23 protein-coding genes and 1 pseudogene are annotated in these 24,167 nt (G+C 68.9%); 11 read left to right on the top strand and 13 right to left on the bottom strand.

What is annotated here, in order from left to right; translation table 11 throughout:
* Nucleotides 1–24 precede the first annotated feature (24 nt).
* The 7 genes and pseudogenes from EKG36_RS11335 to EKG36_RS11360 all read right to left on the bottom strand — a co-directional run bounded on the left by EKG36_RS11335 (nt 25) and on the right by EKG36_RS11360 (nt 5,519).
* A complete protein-coding gene (locus EKG36_RS11335; protein WP_126484134.1) occupies nt 25–966 on the bottom strand; it encodes an SMP-30/gluconolactonase/LRE family protein in 942 nt (313 codons plus the stop codon).
* A 26-nt stretch (nt 967–992) separates the two neighbouring features.
* On the bottom strand, nt 993–1,343 hold the full coding sequence (locus tag EKG36_RS21015) for a beta/alpha barrel domain-containing protein (RefSeq protein WP_342774444.1): 351 nt from the start codon (nt 1,341–1,343) through the stop codon (nt 993–995).
* Between the two features lie 85 nt (nt 1,344–1,428).
* Nucleotides 1,429–1,608, bottom strand: a pseudogene (locus EKG36_RS21020) (2-dehydro-3-deoxy-6-phosphogalactonate aldolase); the annotation flags it as partial.
* Nucleotides 1,609–1,657: 49 nt separating this feature from the next.
* Complete coding sequence (locus EKG36_RS11345; protein WP_126484136.1) at nt 1,658–2,662, bottom strand: 2-dehydro-3-deoxygalactonokinase; 1,005 nt, start codon at nt 2,660–2,662, stop codon at nt 1,658–1,660.
* On the bottom strand, nt 2,659–3,453 hold the full coding sequence (locus EKG36_RS11350) for an SDR family NAD(P)-dependent oxidoreductase (RefSeq protein WP_126484138.1): 795 nt from the start codon (nt 3,451–3,453) through the stop codon (nt 2,659–2,661). Before EKG36_RS11350 ends, EKG36_RS11345 begins: the two co-directional genes overlap by 4 nt.
* 91 nt (nt 3,454–3,544) lie before the next feature.
* Nucleotides 3,545–4,693, bottom strand: coding sequence for a galactonate dehydratase (gene dgoD, locus EKG36_RS11355; protein ID WP_126484140.1), 1,149 nt, complete (start codon nt 4,691–4,693; stop codon nt 3,545–3,547).
* A gap of 58 nt (nt 4,694–4,751) precedes the next feature.
* The gene (locus EKG36_RS11360; RefSeq protein ID WP_246007494.1) at nt 4,752–5,519 is read right to left on the bottom strand and encodes a FadR/GntR family transcriptional regulator; all 768 of its coding nucleotides are present in this window, start codon (nt 5,517–5,519) and stop codon (nt 4,752–4,754) included.
* Nucleotides 5,520–5,805: 286 nt separating this feature from the next.
* On the opposite strand from EKG36_RS11360, the gene EKG36_RS11365 reads away from it, so the two are divergent.
* The 3 genes from EKG36_RS11365 to EKG36_RS11375 all read left to right on the top strand — a co-directional run bounded on the left by EKG36_RS11365 (nt 5,806) and on the right by EKG36_RS11375 (nt 8,354).
* Complete coding sequence (locus EKG36_RS11365) at nt 5,806–6,375, top strand: putative antibiotic biosynthesis monooxygenase (RefSeq protein ID WP_126484144.1); 570 nt, start codon at nt 5,806–5,808, stop codon at nt 6,373–6,375.
* A gap of 79 nt (nt 6,376–6,454) precedes the next feature.
* Nucleotides 6,455–7,615 carry an acetylornithine deacetylase gene (gene argE / locus EKG36_RS11370; RefSeq protein ID WP_126484146.1) on the top strand — a complete coding sequence of 387 codons (1,161 nt, stop codon included), beginning with the start codon at nt 6,455–6,457 and terminating at the stop codon, nt 7,613–7,615.
* Nucleotide 7,616: 1 nt separating this feature from the next.
* Nucleotides 7,617–8,354: a glutamine amidotransferase gene (locus EKG36_RS11375; protein ID WP_126484148.1), complete on the top strand. Its 738-nt coding sequence runs from the start codon at nt 7,617–7,619 to the stop codon at nt 8,352–8,354.
* Between the two features lie 65 nt (nt 8,355–8,419).
* Here the strand turns inward: EKG36_RS11375 and EKG36_RS11380 are convergent, their stop codons facing one another.
* Both EKG36_RS11380 and EKG36_RS11385 read right to left on the bottom strand, forming a co-directional pair.
* Nucleotides 8,420–9,409: a DMT family transporter gene (locus EKG36_RS11380; protein ID WP_126484150.1), complete on the bottom strand. Its 990-nt coding sequence runs from the start codon at nt 9,407–9,409 to the stop codon at nt 8,420–8,422.
* Nucleotides 9,410–9,529: 120 nt separating this feature from the next.
* Nucleotides 9,530–11,242, bottom strand: coding sequence for a DEAD/DEAH box helicase (locus EKG36_RS11385; protein ID WP_126484153.1), 1,713 nt, complete (start codon nt 11,240–11,242; stop codon nt 9,530–9,532).
* A 405-nt stretch (nt 11,243–11,647) separates the two neighbouring features.
* Between EKG36_RS11385 and EKG36_RS11395 the strand changes: the two genes are divergently transcribed.
* From EKG36_RS11395 to EKG36_RS11405, 3 genes are read left to right on the top strand one after another with little or no spacing between them, the layout of a single operon-like run.
* A complete protein-coding gene (locus tag EKG36_RS11395) occupies nt 11,648–12,097 on the top strand; it encodes a YaiI/YqxD family protein (RefSeq protein WP_126484155.1) in 450 nt (149 codons plus the stop codon).
* 46 nt (nt 12,098–12,143) lie between these two features.
* Entirely contained in the window at nt 12,144–12,257 is a 114-nt protein-coding gene (locus EKG36_RS11400) for a DUF188 domain-containing protein (RefSeq protein WP_425459584.1), read from the top strand.
* A 46-nt stretch (nt 12,258–12,303) separates the two neighbouring features.
* Complete coding sequence (locus EKG36_RS11405) at nt 12,304–12,417, top strand: DUF188 domain-containing protein (RefSeq protein ID WP_425459585.1); 114 nt, start codon at nt 12,304–12,306, stop codon at nt 12,415–12,417.
* A gap of 57 nt (nt 12,418–12,474) precedes the next feature.
* Here EKG36_RS11405 and EKG36_RS11410 read toward each other — a convergent pair whose 3' ends face one another.
* Entirely contained in the window at nt 12,475–13,479 is a 1,005-nt protein-coding gene (locus tag EKG36_RS11410; protein ID WP_126484157.1) for a glutathione S-transferase family protein, read from the bottom strand.
* Between the two features lie 80 nt (nt 13,480–13,559).
* A complete protein-coding gene (locus tag EKG36_RS11415) occupies nt 13,560–14,474 on the bottom strand; it encodes a LysR family transcriptional regulator (RefSeq protein WP_126484159.1) in 915 nt (304 codons plus the stop codon).
* 100 nt (nt 14,475–14,574) lie between these two features.
* Between EKG36_RS11415 and EKG36_RS11420 the strand changes: the two genes are divergently transcribed.
* Nucleotides 14,575–15,423: a pirin family protein gene (locus tag EKG36_RS11420; RefSeq protein WP_126484161.1), complete on the top strand. Its 849-nt coding sequence runs from the start codon at nt 14,575–14,577 to the stop codon at nt 15,421–15,423.
* Nucleotides 15,424–15,642: 219 nt separating this feature from the next.
* Nucleotides 15,643–17,346 carry a peptidoglycan DD-metalloendopeptidase family protein gene (locus EKG36_RS11425; protein ID WP_126484164.1) on the top strand — a complete coding sequence of 568 codons (1,704 nt, stop codon included), beginning with the start codon at nt 15,643–15,645 and terminating at the stop codon, nt 17,344–17,346.
* Between the two features lie 76 nt (nt 17,347–17,422).
* Here EKG36_RS11425 and EKG36_RS11430 read toward each other — a convergent pair whose 3' ends face one another.
* Entirely contained in the window at nt 17,423–17,833 is a 411-nt protein-coding gene (locus tag EKG36_RS11430; RefSeq protein WP_126484166.1) for a VOC family protein, read from the bottom strand.
* Between the two features lie 179 nt (nt 17,834–18,012).
* Here EKG36_RS11430 and EKG36_RS11435 point away from each other — a divergent pair, with 179 nt between their 5' ends.
* Nucleotides 18,013–19,875, top strand: a complete 1,863-nt coding sequence (locus EKG36_RS11435) for an ABC transporter ATP-binding protein (protein WP_126484168.1) — start codon at nt 18,013–18,015, stop codon at nt 19,873–19,875.
* A 2-nt stretch (nt 19,876–19,877) separates the two neighbouring features.
* Here the strand turns inward: EKG36_RS11435 and EKG36_RS11440 are convergent, their stop codons facing one another.
* Nucleotides 19,878–21,458 (bottom strand): L,D-transpeptidase family protein, encoded by a 1,581-nt coding sequence (locus EKG36_RS11440; RefSeq protein WP_246007495.1) that lies wholly within the window; start codon nt 21,456–21,458, stop codon nt 19,878–19,880.
* 247 nt (nt 21,459–21,705) lie between these two features.
* On the opposite strand from EKG36_RS11440, the gene EKG36_RS11445 reads away from it, so the two are divergent.
* Together EKG36_RS11445 and EKG36_RS11450 are read left to right on the top strand one after the other, a co-directional pair.
* Entirely contained in the window at nt 21,706–22,437 is a 732-nt protein-coding gene (locus EKG36_RS11445) for a murein L,D-transpeptidase catalytic domain family protein (protein ID WP_126484172.1), read from the top strand.
* A 265-nt stretch (nt 22,438–22,702) separates the two neighbouring features.
* Nucleotides 22,703–24,052, top strand: coding sequence for an MFS transporter (locus EKG36_RS11450; protein WP_126484174.1), 1,350 nt, complete (start codon nt 22,703–22,705; stop codon nt 24,050–24,052).
* Nucleotides 24,053–24,167 lie beyond the last annotated feature (115 nt).

The raw sequence follows: 24,167 nt of genomic DNA on the forward strand, positions 1-24,167 counted from the left end.
CCGTCTCCTCGGCTGGAGGAAGCCTCACTCGAGCCTGAGCGGTGGCTCGGCCAGTCCCCGGCAGCCGGGCAGATGCCCGGCCAGCTCGATGGCGAAGACGCCGCCCTCCGCCGCCTCCGGGGCCACCAGGCCCTCCCGGGCCGTGGTGACATAGAGGGTGGTGAGGCTCGCGCCGCCGAATACCGGGCAGGAGGGCTGGCGCGCGGGCACCCTGACGTGGGCGATCTCGTCGCCCTCGGGGCTCAGCCGGGCCACCCGCCCGGCGCCCCACAGGGCGATCCACACACCGCCCTCGCTATCCATCACGGCCCCGTCCGGGCCGCCCCCCGACTGGCGCAGGTCGGCCCAGGGCTCGGGTTCCGCGAAGGCGCCATCCTGGCCACGCACGGGGAATCCCTGGTCGTCCAGCGACCAGCGCATCACCCAACCGGTCGCGGTGTCGCTGAAGTAGGCATGGCGGCCGTCCGGCGAGAAGCACAGGGCGTTGGGAATGGTCAGCCCCCGGCGCAGGCAGGTGAGCTCGCCGCGGTGCAGGCGGTAGAGGCTGCCGGCGCCCGGCTCGGCGTCGAGTCCCATGGTGGACAGCCACAGGCTGCCATGGGTATCGACGCGAGCATCGTTGCTGCGGGTGACGGGATTGTCGGCCTCGAAGGGCAGCAAGGCGCGGCTCACGCCGGTCGACGGGTCGAAACGCGACAGGCAGTTCTCCGCCACCAGCAGATAGTCATCGTCGCGGGTCAGCGCCGCATAGGAGGTCCGGTGCTCCAGCCGGGTGACGCGATGCTCACGGCCATCGCCGCGGGCACGGTGCAGTTCGCCGGCCAGGATATCCAGCCAGCGCAGCTCGCTGTGCCCTGCATCCCAGCCGGGGCCCTCGCCCAGCTCGCAGCGACTGTCGATCAGCCACTTCACCTGGCCGAGGCACGGGCTGGTCGGCAAGGTCTCGTCGGACGGGGACTCGCTCATGCTCGGGGTTCTCCTGTCGGGGCGTGTCAGAGTGCCTGCTGCCAGGCCGTGACCAGCGCGCGGGCCCGCTCGCCCACCTCGGCGGCCGTCAGTCCCGGCGTGTAGAGGGCGGTCCCCAGGCCCGCCCCGTGCACGCCGGCGCCACGCCAGGCGGCGAAGTTGTCGATCCCGATGCCGCCCACCGCATAGAGCTCGGTGCCCGCGGGCAACACGGCCATCATCGCCTGCATGTTGGCGATGCCAACCTGGGAGGCGGGGAACAGCTTCAGGCCCGAGGCGCCGGCGGCCAGGGCGGCGAAGGCCTCGGTGGGAGTGACGATGCCGGGCAGGGAGACCATCTCGAGGCGACGGCTCTCGCCGATCACTGCCTCGTTCATGTTCGGCGAGACGATCAGCCCCCCCCCCGGCGGCGTGGACCTCGCGCACCTGCTCGGGTGTCAGCACGGTGCCGGCCCCCACCAGGACGTCCTCGCCGCCACGCTGGGCGCAGTGCGCCGCCAGGCGGCGGAGGCTCTCCAGGGGCTCGGGGGAATTGAGGGGCACCTCGATGCGGGTGATACCGGCATCGATGACGGCCCCGGCGATCTCGATGACCTCGTCCGGCGTGACGCCGCGCAGGATGGCGACCAGTGGCAGGCTCATACAGGCTCCTTGCAGTCTCGGGGCGGCGCCGGGCGGCGGCGGCCGCGCATCAGGGGGTTGCGAGCGTGGTGTGGTGGATGCGCCCCAGGCCGGCCAGGATCATGTCGGCATTGGCGTGCTCGTCGACCGTGAAGCCCCGGTGCTCCAGGGCGATTCGATAGCGGTGGCACAGCGTCTCGGCCCCGATCAGCACGACGCGACTGCCGGGGGCCAGGGTGACGGTGGCACCGGCCAGCTCGAGCCCCAGCACCAGGCCGGACAGGCGCGCGCCGAGCCGGGCACCGCGTCGCTCGCCGACGGGCAGCCGGGGGTCGAGCAGGTCTCGGGCACGGATGCCGAACAGCTCCGCGCTCAGGCGCTCGGGAGTGGCCATGGCGATGTCGATGCCCTCCAGGTAGGCCGCATGCTGGGCCGCGTCGGCGAGGTCATCGGCGTGGAGCGAGTGCTTCAGCACCGAGTCCCGGCTGAGCAGCTGGTAGAGCTCGCCGCTCATGAAGGTGGTGAAGCCGGTGATGCGGCCCGCCTCGAGGCGCGCCCACTTGGCGTGGGTGCCCGGCAGGCAGACGGCGCCGCTGAACTCGGGGTGCCGGGCGACCAGGCCGAATAGCTGGGTCTCCTCGCCGCGCATCACGTCGAAGGCCTCGCCGCCGTCCTGGCTGGCGTGCTGACAGAGCCCCGGCACGATACGCACGCGCAGGCGGGCATCGCGGGTGGTCACCGGCGTCAGCCGGCCGCCGAGACGGCCGAGGGTATCGGTCGCCCCGGCATCCAGCGGCAGGTAGGCGGCCTCGACCCAGCCCTGGCGGGCGCCGGCCATGCCACAGACCAGCACCTCGGTCGGCCGGCTCCCGGCTGCCGGCGCCAGCCAGTCGCCGATCACCTCCAGCAGTGCGCCCTCGAATGCCTCGGGGGCCAGGCCCAGCATGCCGCGCGGGGCGCTGGCCTCGGCGATGACCCGGTCATCGGCATCCAGCGCCCAGGCCCGCAGGTTGCTGGAGCCCCAGTCCACGGCGATCCAGGCCGGGGCAAGGGTCGCATTGGTCGATACGCTCATACGCGCCCACCGTCGACCACCAGGGGCTGGCCGGTCATCATTCGCGAGGCCGTCGAGGCCAGGAACAGGCAGGGGTTGATCATGTCCTCGACCGGGATGGCCTCCTTGAGGCACTGCTGGTCGAGACATTCCTGGAGGTCCTGGTCGTTGACCCACAGCTCGCGCTGGCGCTCGGTCATCACCCAGCCGGGAATCAGGCAGTTGACGCGGATGGCGTCCGGGCCCAGCTCCCGGGCCAGGGCCTTGGTCAAGCCCATGATGCCGGCCTTGGCGGTGACGTAGGTGGGGTAGCCGTCGAGGCCCAGCAGGAAGCTGTTGGAGGACAGGTTGATGATGGCGCCGCCACCGAGGCCGCGCATGTCGTCGGCCACCGCCTGGGCAGTGAAGAACGGCGGACGCAGGTTGGTGGCGATGGACGCGTCCCACTGCTCGACCGTCCACTCCCCGAGGGTATGGCGGGTGTCGCGGGCGGCGTTGTTGACCAGCACGCCGATCGGGCCATGGGCCTTGCGGGCCTGGCCGATGGCCGCCTGCAAGGCCGCGATGTCCTGGATGTCACAGGGGAGGAACAGCGGGCGGTTGGCGTACCGGGCTTCCATGGCATCGCAGAAGGGGGTGGCGTCGGACAGCCCGACGAAGGCGACCCGGGCGCCCTGGGCCAGAAACCCCTCGGTCAGGGCGGCGCCGATGCCGGAGCCGCCGCCGGTGATGAAGACGCTGGCGCCATTGAGGTCCGGGTAGCGGAAGTCGGCGAAGGCGGGCACCGGGCCGGATGCGGAAGCAGCTGACATGGGAACTCCATAGGGTCTGGGGCGAGGCACCCCCGGGGCGGCGGTGCCGGCGTTCATGGGGAGAGGCGTGATCGCGGGCGCGAGGCGCGGCCTACCATTCGGCCACCGAGCCATCCTCATGCTGCCACACCGGATTGCGCCAGCGGTGGCCCACCTTGGCACGCTCCTCGACGAAGGCCTCGTCGATCTCCACACCCAGCCCCGGGCCCTGGGGAATGGCGCAGAAGCCGTCCTCGATGGCCAGGGCCGACTTGTCGACCAGGTAGTCGAGCACGTCGTTGTCCCGGTTGTAGTGGATGCCCATGCTCTGCTCCTGGATAAAGGCGTTGTGGCAGACCGCATCCACGTGCAGCGAGGTGGCCAGGGTCAACGGGCCCAGCGGACAGTGCGGCGCCAGGGCCACGTCATGGGCCGAGGCCAGGGCGGCGATCTTGAGGCCCTCGCTGATGCCCCCGCAGTGCGAGAGGTCCGGCTGGACGATGTCGACCATGCCATCGGCCAGCAGGTCGCGGAACTCGAAGCGGGTGTGCAGCCGCTCGCCGGTGGCCAGCGGGTAGCCGAGCCCGCCGGCGATATGCTTGAGGCACGGCAGGTGCTCGGGAGCCACCGGCTCTTCGACGAACATCGGGTGGAAGGGCTCCAGCTCGCGCAGCAGGGCCTTGGCCATGGGGCGATGCACGCGTCCATGGAAGTCGATGCCGATGCCGACGTCCGGCCCCACGGCGTCGCGGGCCTCCGCCACCCGGGCCACGGCCTCGTCGATCTTGCGGTGGGAGTCGACGATCTGCAGCTCCGGCGTGCCGTTCATCTTGAAGGCGGTGAAGCCCTGGTCGACTAGGGCCCGGGCACCGGCCCCCACGTCGTCGGGCCGGTCGCCGCCGGTCCAGGCATACATGCGCATCCGGTCGCGCACCGGGCCGCCCAGCAGTTGGTGCACGGGCACGCCCAGGTCGCGGCCCTTGAGGTCCCAGAGCGCCTGGTCGATACCGGCGATGGCCGACATCAGGATGGGGCCGCCGCGATAGAAGCCGGCGCGATACATCACGTTCCAGAGGTGCTCGATATGGTGCGGGTCCTGACCGACCAGGTAGTCGGCCAGCTCATGCACCGCCGCCTCTACCGTGGCGGCGCGCCCCTCGATGACCGGCTCGCCCCAGCCATAGCAGCCCTCGTCGGTCTCGATCTTGAGGAACAGCCAGCGGGGCGGCACCTGCCAGGTCTTGAGTCGGGTGATCTTCATGTGATGGGTCCTGTAGATGGGGCAAGTGGCGACAGCCGCGCCGTGGCGGGGCCGCGGTTCAGAGGGGAAGCGAGGTCGGACGCTTCAGCGAGCGCGTCCCGTTCTCCACGCCGAGGTCGGCAGCAGTACGCGCCAGGACACGCTCCGTGGCATCCCGCGCCGCCTCGGGATCCCGCAGGCGGATGGCCTCGAAGACTCGGCGATGCCGGTCCAGGCTGTCGTCCAGGGAGCCGGCCTGGTGGTGGGAGTGCTGGATCAGGGCGACGATCGAGGGCCGCAGCAGCAGTCCCATCTGGCGCCAGACCAGGTTGTGACTGGCGCGGTAGATGGCGTCGTGAAAGGCGACGTCATGCTCGGCATGTTCCTCCCGCCGGGCCGGGTCGGTTGCACTGTCACACATCCCGACCAGCGCCGCTTCGATGCGTGCCAGGTCCTGTGCCGTGGCCGCCAGGGCGGCGAGCTCGCTGATGAACGGCTCGGCGGACAGGCGAAAGGCGAAGACCTCGCGGATCAGCTGAGGGTGCGGCGCCTCGAGGCCGGCCATCCAGTCGCTCATCTGCGGGTCGAGGAGATGCCAGTCCTCGATATCGCGCACCACGGTTCCGCGTCCCGCGGTACGCTCGATCAGGCCACTGCCGCTCAGCTCGGCGAGGGCGTTGCGCACGCGATTGCGACTGGCCGAGAAGTGCTCGCACAGATCCCGCTCGCGGGGAAAGGGCTCACCGCTTTCCCATTGGCCCGACAGGATGGCATGCGCCAGCGTGGTGGCCAGGGCCTGGGCCCCTCCGGCCTCGGGGGGCAGCGGAAGCTGGGATAGCGTCGTCACGGTGACCTCCAAAATATCTGACCTTACTATACGAAATGTCTGACATTTATCGCAAGCCCTTCGCCCCCGGGCCAGTGCCCTGGTCTCGCCACGCCGACGGGGGCCACCCGGCGTCGAGGGGGAGACCCAAGGACAGAATAATTGTCCAATAAAGACAATAAAAATAGGCCATAAAAGTAGATAAATAACTAACACTGGACTATTATCCCGCCGGACAGCGGAGTTACCCCTCGGCTGTGTCGTCGGCGGCCCTACCCGGGCCGCCGAATCCTTCAGGAGAACCACCATGTCCTCTGATCCCGTCACCCTGATGGTGGCGCGTCGCGTGGCCCGCGGGCGCTACCGTGATTTCCTCTCGTGGCTCGAGGAGGGCCGCGCGCTGGCCGCGGACTTCGGCGGCTACCTGGGCTCCGGGGTGCTGGCCCCGCCCCCCGACGATGACGAGTACCAGATCATCTTCCGCTTCCGCGATGCCGAGACCCTCGGCACCTGGGAGCACTCCGCCTCGCGTCGGGCCTGGCTGGCCCGCGGCCAGGGCCTGTTCGAGGCGCCCCAGGAGCACCGCGCCACCGGCCTGGACCACTGGTTCCAGCCCGCCGGCAGCGCCGCACCGCCGCGCTGGAAGCAGGCCATCGCCATCTGGCTCGCCTTCTTTCCCGTCTCGCTTGGCTTCCAGCTGCTGTTCGGCGAGTCGCTGGCGGGCCTGCCCCTGGTGCCGCGAGTGCTGGCCAGCACCCTGATGCTGACTCCGGTGATGGTCTTCCTGTTCATCCCGCTGTCGACCCGGCTGCTGGGCCCGTGGCTGCGTGGCGAGGTTGCCTCCCTGCCCCGCCTGGCACGCCGGCTGAGGGCCTGAGCGGCATAGCGGGCCGTCTTCCCCTCCGGGGGATGCATGGTAGGCTAGCGGACGATTCCCCCCATTCCGGAGCCCGACCATGACCGACGCCGCTCAGCTCCTCGAGACTCTGGTGGGCTTTGCCACCGTCTCGCGTGACTCGAACCTGGACCTGATCGCCTTCGTCGAGGAGTATCTTGACGGCCATGGCGTCGAGCACTGGCGCGTCGACAACGACGACGGCACCAAGGCCAATCTGCTGGCCCGGATCGGGCCGGCCGTGGAGGGCGGTGTGGTGCTGTCCGGCCATACCGACGTGGTGCCGGTGGATGGCCAGCCCTGGTCCAGCGATCCCTTCACCCTGCGCGACGGCGGCGATGGCCGCCTCTACGGCCGTGGCACCTGCGACATGAAGGCCTTCATCGCCTGCGCCCTGGCCGAGGTGCCGCACTGGGTGACCCTGGAGCTCAAGCGGCCAATCTACCTGGCCTTCTCCTATGACGAGGAGGTCGGCTGCCTGGGCGCGCCACGCTTGATCGAGCGGCTGCTGGCCGACCACCCCCGGCCGGCGGCGGTGTTCGTCGGCGAGCCGACTCTGATGCAGCCGGTGGTGGCCCACAAGGGCAGCACCAACCTGCGCACCACCGTGACCGGCCGCGCCGCCCACTCCAGCCAGGTCAATCAGGGCGTCTCGGCGATCCACGTCGCCGCCCGTCTGGTGACCCGCATCGAGGACGTGATGGCCGAGCTGCGCGCCGAGGGCCGAGTCGACGAGGCCTTCAACGTCGCCCACTCGAGCCTGCACGTGGGCAAGATTGCCGGCGGCACCGCCATCAATATCATGGCCCGGGAGTGCAGCTTCGACTGGGAGGTACGCCACCTCCCGGGAGACCGCTTCGAGGACCTGCTGGGCCGGGTCGAGGCCTATGCCGACGAGCTGCAGGCCGAGATGCATGCCCGGGCCCCGGAGACCGGGATCCGCACCGAGCGCCTCACCAACACCGTGCCGGCGCTGGCCGATGACGACAACGCCGAAGTATTGGCCCTGTGCCGGGCGCTGGTCGGGGAGGTGCCCTCCGGGGCGGTGGCCTATGCCACCGAGGCCGGCCAGTTCCAGCGGGCCGGCCTGTCCACGGTGATCTGCGGCCCGGGCAGCATCGCCCAGGCCCACCAGCCGGATGAGTACCTCGAGATCGAGCAGCTCGAGGCCGGGGTGGCCTTCATGCAGGCCCTGGGACAGCGGCTGGCGGGGGACCGCTGAGATGCCACGACTGCTGATCGTCAAGACCGGCGATACCTTCGAGGACGTGGCGCGGATGCACGGTGACTTCGAGGCCTTGTTCCTGGCCGTACTGGAGCCGCTGGCCAGGCGCCATCCGGCGCTGTCCCTGTCGGTCTTCGATGCCCGCCGCGACGGCGCCCCGCCCGCCCTGGACAACTTCAACGCCCTGGTGATCACCGGCTCCCATGCCATGGTCAGCGACGCCGAGCCCTGGAGCGAGGCATTGATGCCCTGGCTGCGCGAGGCCATCGCGAAGGACATCGCCATGCTCGGTGTCTGCTACGGCCATCAGCTGATGGCCGCGGCGTGCGGCGGCGCGGTCGGCTACCATCCGGGGGGTCGGGAAACCGGCACCCAGACGATCACCCTGACCGAGGCCGGCCGCCGCGATCCCTTGCTGGGCGAGCAGCCCGACACCTTCAGTGCCCAGCTGACCCATGCCCAGTCGGTGCTCGAGGCCCCACCTCAGGCCGAGGTGCTGGCCCATAATGCCCATGACGCTTACCAGGCCCTGCGCTACGGCCCCCGGCAGTGGAGCGTCCAGTTCCATCCGGAATTCACCGCCCCGGTGATGCGCGCCTACCTGAGCCACCAGCGCGAGGCCCTGGCCGAGCAGGGGCAGGATGCCGACGCCCTGATCGAGGCCGTCAAGCCCGCGCCCGCCGCCTCCGCGGTGCTGCGGCGCTTTGCCGAGCAACTGATCGCCGGCGCCCCCTGAGCCAGGCGACGGCGCCCCCGCCGTCACCGTCGAGGGGCTTCACCAGCGCACCGATCCGACCAGGCTCAGCGGCGCTCGAGACCCATCTCGCCCTGGCATGACGTCTCGCTGTCCTCCTGAGCCTGGGCGGCCATTTGCGGAAGCCGCTGAGCATCCGGGGCCCCGGCAGCCGCCTTGCGGCGCTGACGATGCAGGTCGCGCAGGCCGCTGAGCAGCATGGCGGCAACGATCAGCCCTCCCCCCAGGAAGGCCAGCAGCGTCGGTACTTCACCGACCCAGGCCCAGACCAGCAGGGTTCCAACCAGAGTCTCGAGCAGCATCACCAGGCTGACCTCGGCGCCGGGGAGGTAGCGCGGGCCGGTCTGGATCAGGAAGTAGGCGGCGGGCAGCAGCAGGCCCATCAGGGCGATGCGCTGCATGTCGTCGGGCGGCGGTATCTGCACCCCGCCCAGCGGGATGGCGGGCAGCAGCATCGCCAGACAGCCCAGCGGCAGCACCACGGTGGTGTCGACCCCGCGCCGGCGGTCGCCCTTCTGGACGCTGGCCACGGTGGTATTGATGGCAATGGAGGCCGGCACGAACAGCGCCACCGCCAGGCCCAGCAGGCTGCCCTGCCCGAGCTCCCCCGCCGCCATCAGGCTCGCGCCGGTCACGCAGATGCCGATCACCACCCAGGTCTGGCGCCGCAGCCGCTGGCCGAAGCACAGCAGGCCGATCAGCCCGGCGACCAGCGGTGCCAGGTTCATCATCACCAGCACGTTGCCGGCGGAGGTGAGCCGGTTGGCGATCACGAAGGCCCAGGCACTGCCGGCGAAGGCCAGCGGGCACCACCAGATGGCGGGGCCGCAGGCACGGATGGCCGCCGGCAGGGCGCGCCCGTAGCGCAGCACGGCGATCAGCAGCAGCAGGCTGCCGAGCAGCAGCCCCCGCCAGAACATGAAGGTGGCGACATCCACCTGGGTATCCTTGACCAACAGGGCATCCGGCGACAGCAGGAGCACCCCGGTCATGGTGATCAGGTAACCGCGCAACCGGAACGGCAAGCGCTTCCACATGCGTGCTCCCTCCCTGTGGGCGATGAAAGGTGTCGGCGATATCAACGACAGCAGGCCGGGGGAACCCCCCGGCCTGCTGGTCGTTACGGGTGTCGCCGAGGTCTCCCCCGGCGACGCGGCTCAGGCCCGCTCGCGGCGAGGCACCGGGCCATCGTCATCGCGGCGACGACGGGGAGCCCGCTCGGGGGCGCGGTCCTCGCTGATCTCCAGCGGACGACCGGCCACCCGGGCGCGCGCCATCTTGGCCAGGATGCTGGACGGCAGGCCGTTCGGCAACTCGACGACGGAGAATGCATTGCGGATGTCGATACGGCCAATGCGGTTGCCCTCGATGCCGCCCTCGTTGGCCAGCGCGCCGACCAGTTGGCCCGGCTTGACGCCGTCCTTGTGGCCCACGGAGACGCGATAGCGGGTCATGCCCTCGCTGGGGGCACGGTCGCGGGGACCGCCCTCGCGACGCGGCGCCTTGCCGTCGCGCGGGCTGCGCTCGTTACGCTCCTTGCGCGGCGCCTGGAGACGGCCGATGGGCGCCTCGTCGGCACGGGCCAGGGCGGCGAAGGCGCAGGCCAGCTCGACGGGGTCATGCCCCTCCTCGACCAGCCGCTCCACCAGGGCCCGCTGCTCGTCGGCGCCCTTGGTCAGGGAGGCAACCACCCGGTGGTGGAAGACCTGGTCGCGATGGGCGCGGATGGCGGCCTCGTCGGGCAGCGGCATCTCGATCATCTTCTGGCCGGTGGCCTGCTCCAGCCAGCCGACCTTGCGGCTCTCGCGGTTGCCGGCGAAGGTGATCGCCACACCGTCGCGGCCGGCGCGGCCGGTGCGCCCGATGCGGTGGGTATAGGCCTCGGAATCCTGCGGCAGGTCATAGTTGATGACGTGGGTGATGCGCGGCACGTCCAGGCCGCGGGCAGCCACGTCGGTGGCGATCAGCACGTCGACCTTGCCGCGCTTGAGGCGGGTGATGGTGCGCTCGCGCAGGCTCTGATCCAGGTCGCCGGACAGGCTGGCCACGTTCACGCCGCGGGCGGAGAGCTGCTCCATCAGGGTGGTGCAGGCCGCGCGGGTACGCACGAAGACGATGGCGCCGTCCACCGGTTCCACCTCGAGGATACGCGCCAGGGCTTCCAGCTTGGCGCCGCCCTCGATGCGTACCCGGCGCTGCTCGATATTCTCGCCGGTGGTGGTGCGCGACTCGATGGCCACCTTGACCGGCTCCACCAGGTAGCGGTTGACGATGCGCTCGATCTCGGTGGGCAGCGTGGCGGAGAAGAACACCCGTTGGGCGTCGGTGGGGGTGTCGGCCACCACGCGCTTGACGTCATCGATGAAGCCCATGCGCAGCATCTCGTCGGCCTCATCGAGCACCAGGGCGGACAGGCCATCGAGCTTCAGACTGCCGCGATCCAGGTGGTCGATGACCCGGCCGGGGGTGCCGACCACGACCTGGGCACCACGCCGCAGGGCGCTGAGCTGCTCGCGGTATTCCTGGCCACCGCACAGGGTCGCCACTTCCAGGCCCTTGAGGTTCTGGCCGTACTTGGTGAACGACACGGCGACCTGCTGGGCCAGCTCGCGGGTCGGGGCCAGCACCAGCACCTGGGGCGCGCGGCGCGAGAGGTCGAGCCGCGAAAGCAGCGGCAGGGCGAAGGCAGCGGTCTTGCCGGTGCCGGTCTGGGCCTGGCCCAGCATGTCGCGGCCTTCCAGCAGGGCCGGAATGGTCTGTGCCTGGATCGGCGACGGGGTCTCGTAGCCGAGGGTCTCGATGGCGGAGAGAACGTCAGGCAGCAGGGCCAGATCGCCGAAGCTCGGCGAGGCGACAGAAGTCGAGGTCATGAATCACACCTTGGTAGGCCGGCAGGGCCGGCGAAAAACATCGTTGGCGCCCCTGACGCGGTCAACACGGTCAGGACCCTGCACGCGGCAAGGCAACTACATCGGAGTCGGGGACGCCGGTCGCACCTGGCATCCGGTTGGCACCTGCACCCTGGCAGGCGAACCGTCGTGGCGACCGTCTGCGCCGAACTCGCCCGGGTGGCGAATTCTCGTTGGCGCTCCATCTTCACAGTTCGAACGCACGGGGCACGGGGCCTGGCGTTTTGCGATCATCGCGCTCACCTGGCGTGAGCGGGTCGCATCGTCATGATGGTGGGGTCAGCACATGCGAGGAGCGCGCATGCTACCATCGCCGCGCTGCCCTGGCCAGCCTTATTCGCCCCCGCCCTCTTTCAGGAGCCTTCCATGCCAAGCCTCTGGGTCGACGCCGATGCCTGTCCGCGCATCGCCCGCGACATCATCGTGCGCGCCGCCGAGCGCACCGCCACGCCGACCACCTTCGTGGCCAATCATCAGGTCCCCCTGCCGCCCTCGAAGTGGGTCAAGGGGCTGGCGGTGAGCCACGGTTTCGACGCCGCCGACGACGAGATCGTCGAACGCCTCCAGCCCGGCGACCTGGTGGTCACCTCGGACCTGCCGCTGGCCATGGCCGCCATCGAGCATGGCGCCAGCGTGATGACCAGCCGCGGCGAGGCGCTGGACAAGAGCAACATCCGCGCCCGGGTGCAGATGCGGGACTTCATGGAGACCCTGCGCGCCAGCGGCGAGCATACCGGCGGCCCCAAGGGCTATTCGGATGTTGATCGCCGCGAGTTCGCCAATGCCCTGGATCGCTGGCTGGCGAAGAACGCCTGACCGGCCGCATCTGCACGGGTCCCAATGCGACTCATACAGAACTGGCATGGAGACCCTGCGCGCCAGCGGCGAGCATACCGGCGGCCCCAAGGGCTATTCGGATGTTGATCGCCGCGAGTTCGCCAATGCCCTGGATCGCTGGCTGGCGAAGAACGCCTGACCGGCCGCATCTGCACGGGTCCCAATGCGACTCATACAGAACTGGCATGGAGACCCAGCGCGCCAGCGGCGAGCACACCGGCGGCCCCAAGGGCTATTCGGACGTGGATCGCCGCGAGTTCGCCAATGCCCTGGATCGCTGGCTGGCCAAGCAGCGGTAAGGGGCGAGGAGCGAGGTGCAAGGGGTAAGGAGTTAACCCCTCGCCCCTCGCACCTCGTTATCCCTTCCCGCGGATACCCTTGCCCGGCAGGCGATCGCGGTCATGGGGCCGGTCGAGTGCGAGCACTGGGCCGGCGGGGACGATACCGTTGGGATTGATGGACTTGTGGCTCAGGTAGTAATGGCGCTGGATATGGTCCATGTCGACCGTTTCGGCCACACCCGGCCACTGGTAGAGCTCACGCAGGTAATTCGACAGGTTCGGGTAGTCCTCGATACGCCGCAGGTTGCACTTGAAGTGGCCGTGATAGACGGCATCGAAGCGCACCAGGGTGGTGAACAGCCGGATATCCGCCTCGGTGAGCCACTCGCCGGCCAGGTAGCGCCACTCGGCCAGCCGAGTCTCCAGCCGATCCAGGGACGCGAACAGCGCCTTGACGTGTTTCTCGTAGACGCCCTGGTCGGTGGCGAAGCCCGACTTGTAGACCCCGTTGTTGACGTTCTCATAGACATCGGCGTTGACGGCGTCGATGGTCTCGCGCAGGTCCTCCGGGTAGAGGTCCAGGTGATTGCCGGCAAGCCCATCGAAGGCGCCGTTGAGCATGCGCACCAGCTCCGCCGACTCATTGTTGACGATCCGGCCGTCCTGCTTGTCCCACAGGGCCGGCACCGTCACCCGGCCGGTGTAGTGCGGGTCGGTAAGGGTATAGAGCTCGCGATGGAAATCGACCCCATTGACCGGGTCGCCGCTGGAGCCCTCGTCACGCTGATAGGTCCACCCCTGGTCGAGCATCAACGGGCTGGTATGGGAGACGCCAATCAGACCTTCGAGGCCCTTGAGACGCCGCATGATCAGTACCCGGTGGGCCCAGGGGCAGGCGAGAGACACATAGAGGTGGTAGCGGCCCGCCTCGGCGGGCCGACCCGGCTGGCCGTCCGGGCCCGGAGACCCGTCGGCGGTGACCCAGTCACGCAGTTTTGCGGATTCGCGAACGAACTCCCCGCCGTGCGTCTTGGTGTCGTACCACTGGTCGTGCCATTGTCCGTTGATCAAGAGCCCCATCTTGGCCTCCTCGTGACTGGTGAGATTACTGCCAGCGTAAGCCAATAAAATTGAAGCTCAAGCGCACAATTTTCCTAAAATCATTCGATTTTTTCGAATCGATTCGAAGGCGCACAGGCCGAGACGGCATCCTGCAGATGCTGGGCCATGGCCCGGGTAGCCGGCCCGGCACGATCCCGGTCACGATGGATCAGCTGGATCGGCACCTCGCGAACACCCCCGGCCGCCAGTGGCAGCGGCTTCAGGCGCCCCGCCTGCAGAGCGCCAATGATGCGCGTCTCGGGCACCCAGGCGAAACCGAGGTTGCGCTCGAGCATGTCGATGGAGGTGTCGAGATGGCTCACCGTCCAGCGCTGTTCGGCTTTCAGCCAGCCAGCATCCAGGGACTGGCGAAGGGCGGAGTCGCGCACCACCAGCTGGCGGTGCTGCTCCAGGTCACGCAGGTCCAGCACCCGCCCCAGGCGATGCAGCGGATGGTCGGGGTGGGCAACGGCGATAAAGCCGACCGTCACCAGCGACTCACCCAGAAAGCCCTTGGCGGCCAGCCCCGAGACCAGCAGGTCAGCGTGGCCGTCCTCGAGCATCTCGACCCCCCCGTTGAGCACTGTCTCATGGAGCTGCACCCGCACGTGGGGATACGACGCCGAGAAGGCTTCCAGTGCGCGGGCCAGGGCATCCGGGGGAAAGATCTGATCGATGGCCAGCACAATCTCCGCCTCCAGGCCCTCGGCCAGCCGCGTGGCCACATCCTCCAGGGAATCGGCGTTCTCGATCAGCTGACGAGCGCGACGCAGCAGCATCTCGCCGGCCTCGGTCAGCCGCACCTGGCGCCCCACCGGCTCCAGCACCGCCACGCCGAGCTGCTCCTCCAACTTGTGCACCGCATGATTGAGGGTCGACGGGCTCTTGTGGATGGCCTCGGCGGCACGGGCGAAGCCGCCGTGATCGACCACGGCAGCCAGCATCTGCCATTGGGCCAGGGTGACACGTGACATTTCGATTTCCTCGAATAAAAGTAGCGAATTATTGCGCTTAATTTTCGAAAAAACCGACCTAGAATACAAATCCTTATCTTTCGGAAGCGGAGACGACATCATGGCCCCCACCTCGACGACCCGGCAGGTAGAGCGTCTGCTGAACACCCAGCCGAGCCAGGATGGCGATGGCGTCAAGATCCAGCGTCTACATGACTTCGCAGGGGGCCTGGACCCCTTCCTGATGCTCGACGAGCTGGGCTCCGATCGGCCGGACGACTACATCGGCGGCTTCCCGTCTCACCCCCACCGGGGAATCCAGACGCTGACCTATGTGATCCATGGGGGCCTGACCCATGAGGACCACCTCGGCCACTCAAGCACCATTCGCTCGGGCGATGCCCAGTGGATGCACACCGGCCGCGGCATCATCCACTCCGAGATGCCGCTGACCGACCACAAGGGGCTCCACGCCTTCCAGCTGTGGCTGAACCTGGCGGCCCGGGACAAGCTCAGCGAGGCGACCTATCGGGATGTACGCGCCGAAGAGATGCCCGAGTTGGTCGGCAGCCATGCCTCCCTGACCGCGCTGGGCGGACGCTGGCAGACACTGGCCGGCGATAGCGTCGACGGCCCCTTGGCGCGGCTGGCCGGCCAGGGAGCCGTCTCCCATGCACGACTGGACGCCGGTGGCGAGCTCGCTCTGGCAAACCACGCCACCACCCTGCTGGTCTACGTCTTCGCCGGCAGCCTGGACGTCGCGGGCACCCCTGTCGGGAAAGGGCAGCTCGCCCGCCTGAGCGCCGGGGAAGAACTCCTGTTGTCCAGCGCCGAAGGCGCCCAGGCCCTGCTGCTTGCCGGAGAGCCCCATGGCGAGCCGATCGCCCATTACGGCCCCTTCGTGATGAACCATCGCCATGAGCTCGACAAGGCCATGCGCGACTACCGCGACGGTACCTTGACCTCATGAGGCGATGCCGGGGGTTGCCAAGCGGCCACGGGTCATGTCACTGTCGGCCTCAGTAAACAAACAGTGTTCGCTATTCAACCGCCTACCTCCTTCCCGCTCAGGGAGGGGGTGAGGCGGGCTACTGTATGGGTGTACAGACTAGGCACTATAACCATCATGGGTTAAGGTTCTAGTGACTTTTTCTATGTTCTATACACCTTTTTTATTACGGCCAAATCCATGATGCGAATCCTTAATTCGCTGCCCCGCACACACAAGTTACTGTTGTTACCCGTTGCCACCATGGTCACAGTGCTGGGCGCCCACAAGATTCTCACCTCCGTCGAGGACGCCCGGCATGACCGGCAACCCCTCGACACCGTGCTGGTCCCCCTCGACGCCACGGCTTCCCCCGGCGTGCCATCGCTGTCCCTGGATCGCGAGCCGGTCACCAAGGCCATCCAGGTGGCCTCCCGGGCCATGGACGCCACCCGCGAGCCGGTGCCCCTGTCACAGCTGACCGCCTCCGAGATCGTCGATCTCGACTTCATCGACACGGCCCAGGCCAAGCCGGACGCCGCCTCGGTTAGCAACGCTGATTCGCAGCGCGAGGCCACGGACACCGCGTCATCTCCCCTGGACGAGGGCGCCCGCCACATGGCCATCGTGCTCGGCACGGTGGCCAGCGGCATGCTCGCATCCAACGAGCGCCTGGTGGCCGATGCCACCTCCTACGAGGAGGTCTCCGAGGACGATCTCGAGCTGTTCGACGAGGGCCCGATCCTCCTCGAGGAAGAGATTGCCGCCAGCGAACCCTATGTCCCCGAGTGGCAGACCTACACCGTCCAGCCGGGCGATACCTTCGCGCTCATGGCCCAGGAGCACCTGGGCATGGGCTACAGCGAGGTAATGACCCTGCTGGAGGCGATGCCCGAGCCGCGCCTGCTGAGCCACTGGCGAGTCGGCAACCACTTCGAGTACCAGCTCGACGCCGAGGGCAAGCTGCTCGCCCTGCGTCTGATGAAGAACGCCCGGGATGGCTACCTGGTCGAGCGTGGCGAGCAAGGCATCGACGTGGCGACCATCGAGCGCGCCGGCGAGGCCACCCAGCGGCTCTATGCCGGGACGGTCAGCGGCAGCTTCGCCCGCTCGGCACAGGCCACGGGCCTGACCAGTGCCGAGGTGGCCGAGCTCGCCCAGGTGCTGGAGAAGAAACTGGACTTCCGCCGCGACACCCGTCGCGGCGATCGTTTTCAAGTGCTGGTGGAGTCCGACATCATCGACGGCAAGAGCCTCGACCCGCGGGTGCTGGCGGTCAACTATGACGGTGCGCGCATGGACCTGACACTGGTGCGCAACGACGAGGACAACCGCTTCTACACCCCGGATGGCGCCAGCCTCGACCCGGCCTTCGACCGTCGCCCCTTCGCGGGCCATTATCGCCTGAGCTCGTCGTTCAACCCGCGCCGCCGCCACCCGGTCACCGGGCGCATCAGCCCCCACAAGGGCACCGACTTCGCCATGCCCAGCGGCACTGCGGTCAATGCCCCCGCCGACGGCCGCGTGGAGAAGGTCGGCAACCATCCGGCGGCCGGCCGCTATATCGTCATCCGCCATGACAACGGCTACAAGACCCGCTACCTGCACCTGTCGCGACCGCTGGTCAATCGCGGCGACCGGGTGACCCGCGGCGAGCGCATCGCCCTTTCCGGTAATACTGGCCGCAGCACGGGTCCCCACCTGCATTACGAGGTGCTGGTCAACAACCGCCAGGTGGACGCCATGAAAGTCGAACTACCGGAAAGCCAGAGCCTCAGCGGCGACGCCCTGATGGCCTTCCAGCGCCAGGCCGAACCGGTGCTGGCGGCACTGGAGAGCGGCGAGACCGGTACCACGGTGGCCAGCGCGGACTCCGAGAGCACCGCGGCCGACGACGAGAGCTGAACTCGCCCTTCCCGGCCATCACGACGACGCCCCGCCCGCGCGGGGCGTCGTCGTGTCGGTCACTCGCCTGAAACGCTCAGGCCTCCTTCTCGCAACTGACCATCCAGGGAATGCCGAAGCGGTCGACCAGCATGCCGAAGCGCTCGGCCCAGAAGGTCTCCTGCAGTGGCATCTGCACCTCGCCGGCCTGCCCCAGGGCGGCGAACACCGCCTCGGCGCGCTCCGGCGACTCGACCGCCAGGTTGAGCCACACCCCGCCGGCGGGCGCCGTGCCGCCGGCGGGGGTATCGGACCCCATCAGCACCCAGTCCGCCACCTCGAGGCGCACGTGCATGACCCGCTCGGGGTCGGCATGCGGCAGCTGCGCGTCCGGTGGGGCCTCGGCGTAGCGCATCAGGGCCCCGATCCGGCCGCCCAGGCAGTCGGCGTAGAAGCGAAAGGCCGACTCGCAGCAACCATCGAGCATCAGGTAGGGGGTCATCGTCATCAGCAGTATCTCCTGGTCGGTCTCGGCCGGCCCGCCAGGGTGCGGGCGCGCCTCCTGAGTTCAGGATAGCCGTCCCCGCCCCCTGTCGGGCCGGCCGTCACCAGTGTTGCCCCCTTGCGCCTGTGCTGCGGCGTCCGTCCCGGTACACTGGCCATGACATCCCGAGACGGAGCCCGCGTTTGACCAGCCGTCATGCCCACGCCGAAACCGCCCCGCCCCGCGAGGGGCGCCTGGCCGCCTTCCTCGGTGTCTTTCGCTACAGCCACCGCGCCCTGGGCCTGGTCTGGCAGACCTCGCGGGGTCTGACCCTGGGGCTGGCCCTGTGCACCCTGGTGGCCGGCGTGCTGCCCGCCGTGGCTGCCTGGGTCGGCCAGCTGATCGTCGACGCGGTGGTCGCCGCCATGGCCCAGCACCGCGATGGCGGGGCGCCGCTCGCCGACCTGCTCGGGCCGGTACTGCGCTACGTGGCGATGGAGGCCGGGGTGGTAGCGCTGATCGCCCTGGCCCAACGTGGCCTGGCGGCCCAGCAATCGCTGCTGCGCGCCCTGCTCGGCCAGAAGGTCAACGTGATGATCCTCGAGAAGGCCGGCACCCTGTCGCTCTCCCAGTTCGAGGACTCCGAGTTCTACGACAAGCTGACCCGGGCGCGGCGGGAGGCCTCGACCCGGCCCCTGGGCCTGGTCAACAAGACCTTCGGCCTGGCCCAGAACGGCATCTCGCTGGTCAGCTTCGGGGTGCTGCTGGTGCAGTTCTCGCCCTGGGCCCTGGGGGTGCTGGTGCTCGGCGCCCTGCCGGTGTTCGTCTCCGAGGCCCGCTTCTCCGGCGACGCCTTCCGCCTGTTCCGCTGGCGCTCGCCCCAGACCCGCATGCAGATGTACCTGGAGACGGTTCTCGCCCGGGAGGACAGCATCAAGGAGGTCAAGCTGTTCGGCCTGGAGCCGTTGCTGCTGGACCGCTACCGGCGCATCTTCGACAGCCTCTATGCCGAGGATCGCCGCCTGACGATTCGCCGCGAGACCTGGGGTTTCCTGCTCGGCCTGCTGGGCACCCTGGCGTTCTACGGCGCCTACGGCTGGGTGGTGGTGGACACCGTGGCGGGCCGGTTGACGCTGGGGGAGATGACCATGTACCTGATGGTCTTCAAGCAGGGCCAGGCGGCCCTCTCGGCAAGCCTCACCGCGATCAGCGGCATGTACGAGGACAACCTCTACCTGTCGAACCTCTACGAGTACCTGGAACAGCCAGTGGCCCGCGAGACCGGCCGGCGCACCCGAGGGGCCCGGCCGGGCGACGGCATCCGCTTCGAGGGGGTGAGCTTCACCTACCCCGGTGCCGAGGCGCCGGCGCTGTCAGGCATCGACCTGCACCTGACGCCGGGCCACAGCCTGGCCCTGGTCGGCGTCAACGGCTCGGGCAAGACCACCCTGATCAAGCTGCTGACCCGCCTCTACGATCCCGGCGAGGGGCGGATCCTGCTCGACGGCAGCGACCTGCGGGAGTGGGACCTGGCTACGCTGCGCCGGCGCATCGGCGTGATCTTCCAGGACTTCGTGCGTTACCAGCTCAAGGTGGGCGAGAACCTCGGCGCCGGCGACGTCGCCGCCTTCGGCGACGAGGCCCGCTGGCAGGAAGCCGCCCGACGCGGCCTGGCGGAGGAGTTCATCGCCACCATGCCGGCGGGCTACCACACTCAGCTGGGCCGCTGGTTCAAGGGTGGTCAGGAACTGTCCGGCGGCCAGTGGCAGAAGATCGCCCTGGCCCGGGCCTACATGCGCGAGGACGCCGATATCCTGGTGCTCGACGAGCCCACCGCGGCGATGGATGCGGCCGCCGAGGCGGCGGTCTACGCCGACTTCCGCGCCCATGCCCGGGACAAGATGACGGTGCTGATCTCCCACCGCTTCTCCACGGTGCGCGCCGCCGACCAGATCCTGGTCATCGACGGCGGGCGTATCCTCGAGCGCGGCGACCACCCGAGCCTGATGGCCGAGGGCGGCCGCTATGCCCGGCTGTTCCGGCTGCAGGCGCAGGGCTACGCCTGATCCTAGCGCACCACCGGCCGGTCCAGGGCGGCGATCAGGGGATCGTCGCGGTCGTAGATGTCCGGCCGGAAGCTCGGCAGGCTGCCCTGCTCCACCCGGGCCGTCCAGTAGTGCAGGGCCAGGGGCACCGGTCGGGCCAGCGACACGTTGCGGGTCTCGCCGCCGGCGATCAGGTCCATGAGATCCCGGGACGTGCCGGTGTCCTCGAACAGCATCCGGGCCAGCTCGATGACGCCCTCGACGCGGATGCACCCGGAGCTCAGCGCCCGCTGCGGCCGCCGGAAGAGTTGCCGGGAGGGCGTGTCGTGGAGGTAGACCAGGTGGTCGTTGGGGAAGCGCAACACCAGCTGGCCCAGGGGATTGGCGGGGCCGGCCCGCTGGCGCAGCATCACGGCTCCGGGCCGCCACCAGTCGATGCGCCAGGGATCCAGCCTCTGTCCCTGGGGGGTGAGAGCCACCATCTCGTGGGCCGCCAGGTAGCCGGGATCGCGACGCAGCTGGGGCAAGATGTCCTCGCGCAGAATGGTCGGCGGCACGGTCCAGGTGGGGTTGAGGGTCAGGTGGGTGATCGAGGAATGCAGCACCGGGGTTGGCCGGCCGGGCTGGCCGACGATGATGCGCGTCCGCCAGGTCTCGCCGTCGGGGCGTCGGTAGCGCAGCCACTGGCCGGGGACATCCACCGTCACGCGATGGTCGGGCAAGGTCCCCGACAACCAGCGCGCCCGCTCGAGGTTGGCGCGGATCGTCGCCAGGCGCTGGGCGGCCGGGACATTGAGCGCCGCCCGGGTACGGGGGCCGACAATACCATCGTCATCGAGCATGTGGCGCCGCTGGAAGCGGCGCACTGCCTCGACCAGCTCAGCATCGTAGTGATGCGGCGCCGGGGCCTCCAGGGCAACATCCGGGTAATGCGCCACGTCCGCGGCCATGACTTCCAGCTCGCCGATCGCCGCCAGGCGCCGGCGCAGCAGGGCCACGTCCGCGTCGACGTCGCCGGGTCTGAGGGCGGTGTCGCGCACCGGCAGCAGTGGCCAGCCACCCAGGCGGACGATGTTGCGATAGCGCGCCAGCGAGCGACGCAGGGCATCGTAGCCGTCGGTGGCAGGCCGCGCCATGGCCAGCACTCTCTGGACCTCGCCGGCCTTCAGGGCCCGGGTGATGGCCATCAGATCCAGCTCGGGCGGCGGCACCGGGATCTCCCAGCCCGGGTAGACCTCGCCGGGATCGAGCCGGCCGCGCTGCAGATGCGTCAGGGCGCGGAGCAGGGTGTCACTGGCCAGCACATCGAAGCGGGCCCGAGCCGCCTCATCGACGCTCGCATCGAGGGCGTCACCCGCCTCGCGTTCCAGCCGGGCGGGGCGATAGTCCGCCGGCGTCAGGCCCTCGTCGTCCAGGGCATGCAGCAGGTCGACCAGCGCGGCCACCTTGTCCCGATCCTGCCAGGCCAATTCGCCCCCACGGCGCACATACAAGGCCGAGACACGCGGCGGCGAGGCGCGGAGGGCGTCCTCCAGGGGAACCGGCAGCGGCTGGGCCAGGCCGACGTCGTCCATGGGGAAGGGCCGCAGCGGCTTGGCAGCCACTCCCGTCCCATCCGCGAAGACGCCCAAGGGAGCCACAAGGACCAAAAATGCCATACTCCAACGGCCTAGCCTCCGTGTTAGAGTGCCCGCTGTTCGCATGAGACCGCCTCCTGCCGCCTGATGGTCGGGAATGGTCTGCCTGGCCGCGATCCTCTTGATACGCGCCTCGAGCCAGCGACTTCCTGACCATCGCCGGGCGTTCATGCGCCAACCCGATTCGAGCAAGCCAATAACTGTGGGACTCCGCATGCCATCGCTGCGTTCGCTTCGCCGAGCGACGGGCCCCCTGCTGGCCGTCGCCCTGATGACCCTGACGCCCCCCGCCCTGTCGGGGAACTTCCTCGCCCAGGCCCATACCCCGGCCGTAGCCCCCTCCTCCCCGCTGGCCCAGCGCCTGACCCGGCTCGCGCCCAACGCCGATCCCGAGGTACTGCGCCTGGCGGCCCGGGCCCTGCACTGTGCCGATCCCGAGGCCGAGCGCCTGGCGGTGATCGACTTCTCCCTGCCCTCCACCGAGGAGCGCCTGTGGGTCTTCGACCTGCGCCGTCAGCGACTGCTGTTCCGCGAGCTGGTCTCCCACGGCCAGGGCTCAGGTGACGCCACGGCGAGCGACTTCTCCAACACCCCCGATAGCCACCAGTCCAGCCTGGGATTGTTTCGCACGATGAACAGCTATCAGGGCAGCAACGGCTACTCGCTGCGCCTGGAGGGCCTGGAGCCCGGCGTCAACGACCTGGCCTTCGAACGGGCCATCGTCATCCACGGTGCCGACTATGTCAGCGAGTCCTTTATCCAGCGTACCGGCCGCCTGGGGCGCAGCCATGGCTGCCCGGCGGTGCGCTCAGAGATTGCCGTGCCGCTGATCGACAGCATCAAGGACAGCCAGTACCTGTTCACCTACTACCCCGACCCCGAGTGGCTCCGCCAATCGGCCTTCCTGAACTGCCCCCGCGACGACCGTCGCCTCGCCATGCAGTGAGGCACCATGGCGGGGCATGGCCCCGCCAGATCTTGCTGCCTTGCACCATCCCCTCTCTGCCGACACCCCGCCCGCCTCACCGGCCATACAATAACCAACTGAAAATATTATAACTTTTTTTAAATGGCAATGCATATGCATGGTCATTGTCAGAGAGTGCCGGACGTGGACCAGGCCCAATCGGGGTACGAGTGCGTCGGACCCGACCTTCAACGGCGAAGGCCCAAGATCGTGTGTTCGAACGTCATTCGACGAGGTATGCCCCATGGAAATCCATAACAAGGCCAACAGGATACGTCTGTTCAACTGGAAGATGCCGCAGATGCGCGCCTTCCACTTCTCCTGGTTCGCCTTTCATATCTGCTTCTTCGGCTGGTTCGGTATCGCTCCCCTGATGGCGGTGGTGCGTGACGACCTCGGCCTGACCAAGACCCAGATCGGCAACACCATCATCGCCTCGGTGGCCATCACCGTGATCGTGCGCCTGGCCATCGGCGTGCTGTGCGACAGGATCGGCCCGCGCCGCGCCTATACCTGGCTGCTGTGCCTGGGCTCCGTGCCGGTGATGTGTATCGGCTTCGCCGACAGCTTCGAGTCCTTCTTCCTGGCTCGCCTGGCCATCGGCGCCATCGGTGCCTCCTTCGTGATCACCCAGTACCACACCTCGGTGATGTTCGCCCCCAACGTGGTGGGTACCGCGAATGCCACCTCGGCCGGCTGGGGCAACCTGGGCGGTGGCACCACCCAGATCCTGATGCCGCTGATCTTCTCCGGCATCCTGATGCTTGGCGTCAACGAGGCCCTCGGCTGGCGCCTGGCCATGGTGGTGCCCGGTATCGTGCTGTTCCTGACCGGTATCGCCTACTACTTCTTCACCCAGGATGCCCCCAACGGGAACTTCGACGCACTGCGCGCCCGCGGTGAACTGCCCGCGGCCGACGGTGAGCACGGCATGGGCGCGAGCTTCGCCGCCGCCGCCAAGGACATCCGTGTCTGGGCCCTGTTCGTGGTCTATGCCGCCTGCTTCGGCGTCGAACTGACCATCAACAACATCGCCGCCATCTACTACTTCGACCATTTCGAGCTCAGCCTGGCCACCGCCGGCATGATCGCTGGCCTGTTCGGCCTGATGAACCTCTTCGCGCGCACCCTGGGCGGCATCTTCTCCGATCTCTTCGCCCGCAACTCGGGCCTCAAGGGCCGGGTGCGCTGGCTGTTCATCGCCATGCTCTGCGAGGGCGTCGCGCTGATGTTCTTCTCGCAGATGCACGTCCTGGCGCTGGCCATCGGCATCATGCTGGTGTTCAGCCTCTTCGTGCAGATGGCCGAGGGTGCCACCTTCGGTGTCGTGCCCTTCATCAACAAGAAGGCGCTGGGCGCCGTGGCCGGCATCGTCGGCGCCGGCGGCAACGCCGGGGCCGTGGCCGCCGGCTTCCTGTTCCGCTCCGAGGCCCTCACCTACCAGGAAGGCCTGTTCTACCTCGGGGTGGCGGTGATCATCGCTTCGCTGTGCGCCCTGCTGGTGCGCTTCTCTCCCGAGGTCGAGGCCGAGGAGAATGCCGCCTATCAGGAGGCGGCCGGCACGCAGCCCTCCGCGGCCCTGTCGTTGCGCTGAGCCACGGCTCGAGGGGGCCTGGAAGGCCCCCACCACTCGCCATGCCACCGTCGCCTCGACGCGTCGGTGGCGTTCGCGTTTGCAGGCAGCCGCGGTTCTGGCCATGCTGGAAGCT

The organism is Halomonas nitroreducens (assembly GCF_003966155.1).
Lineage (GTDB): Bacteria > Pseudomonadota > Gammaproteobacteria > Pseudomonadales > Halomonadaceae > Halomonas > Halomonas nitroreducens.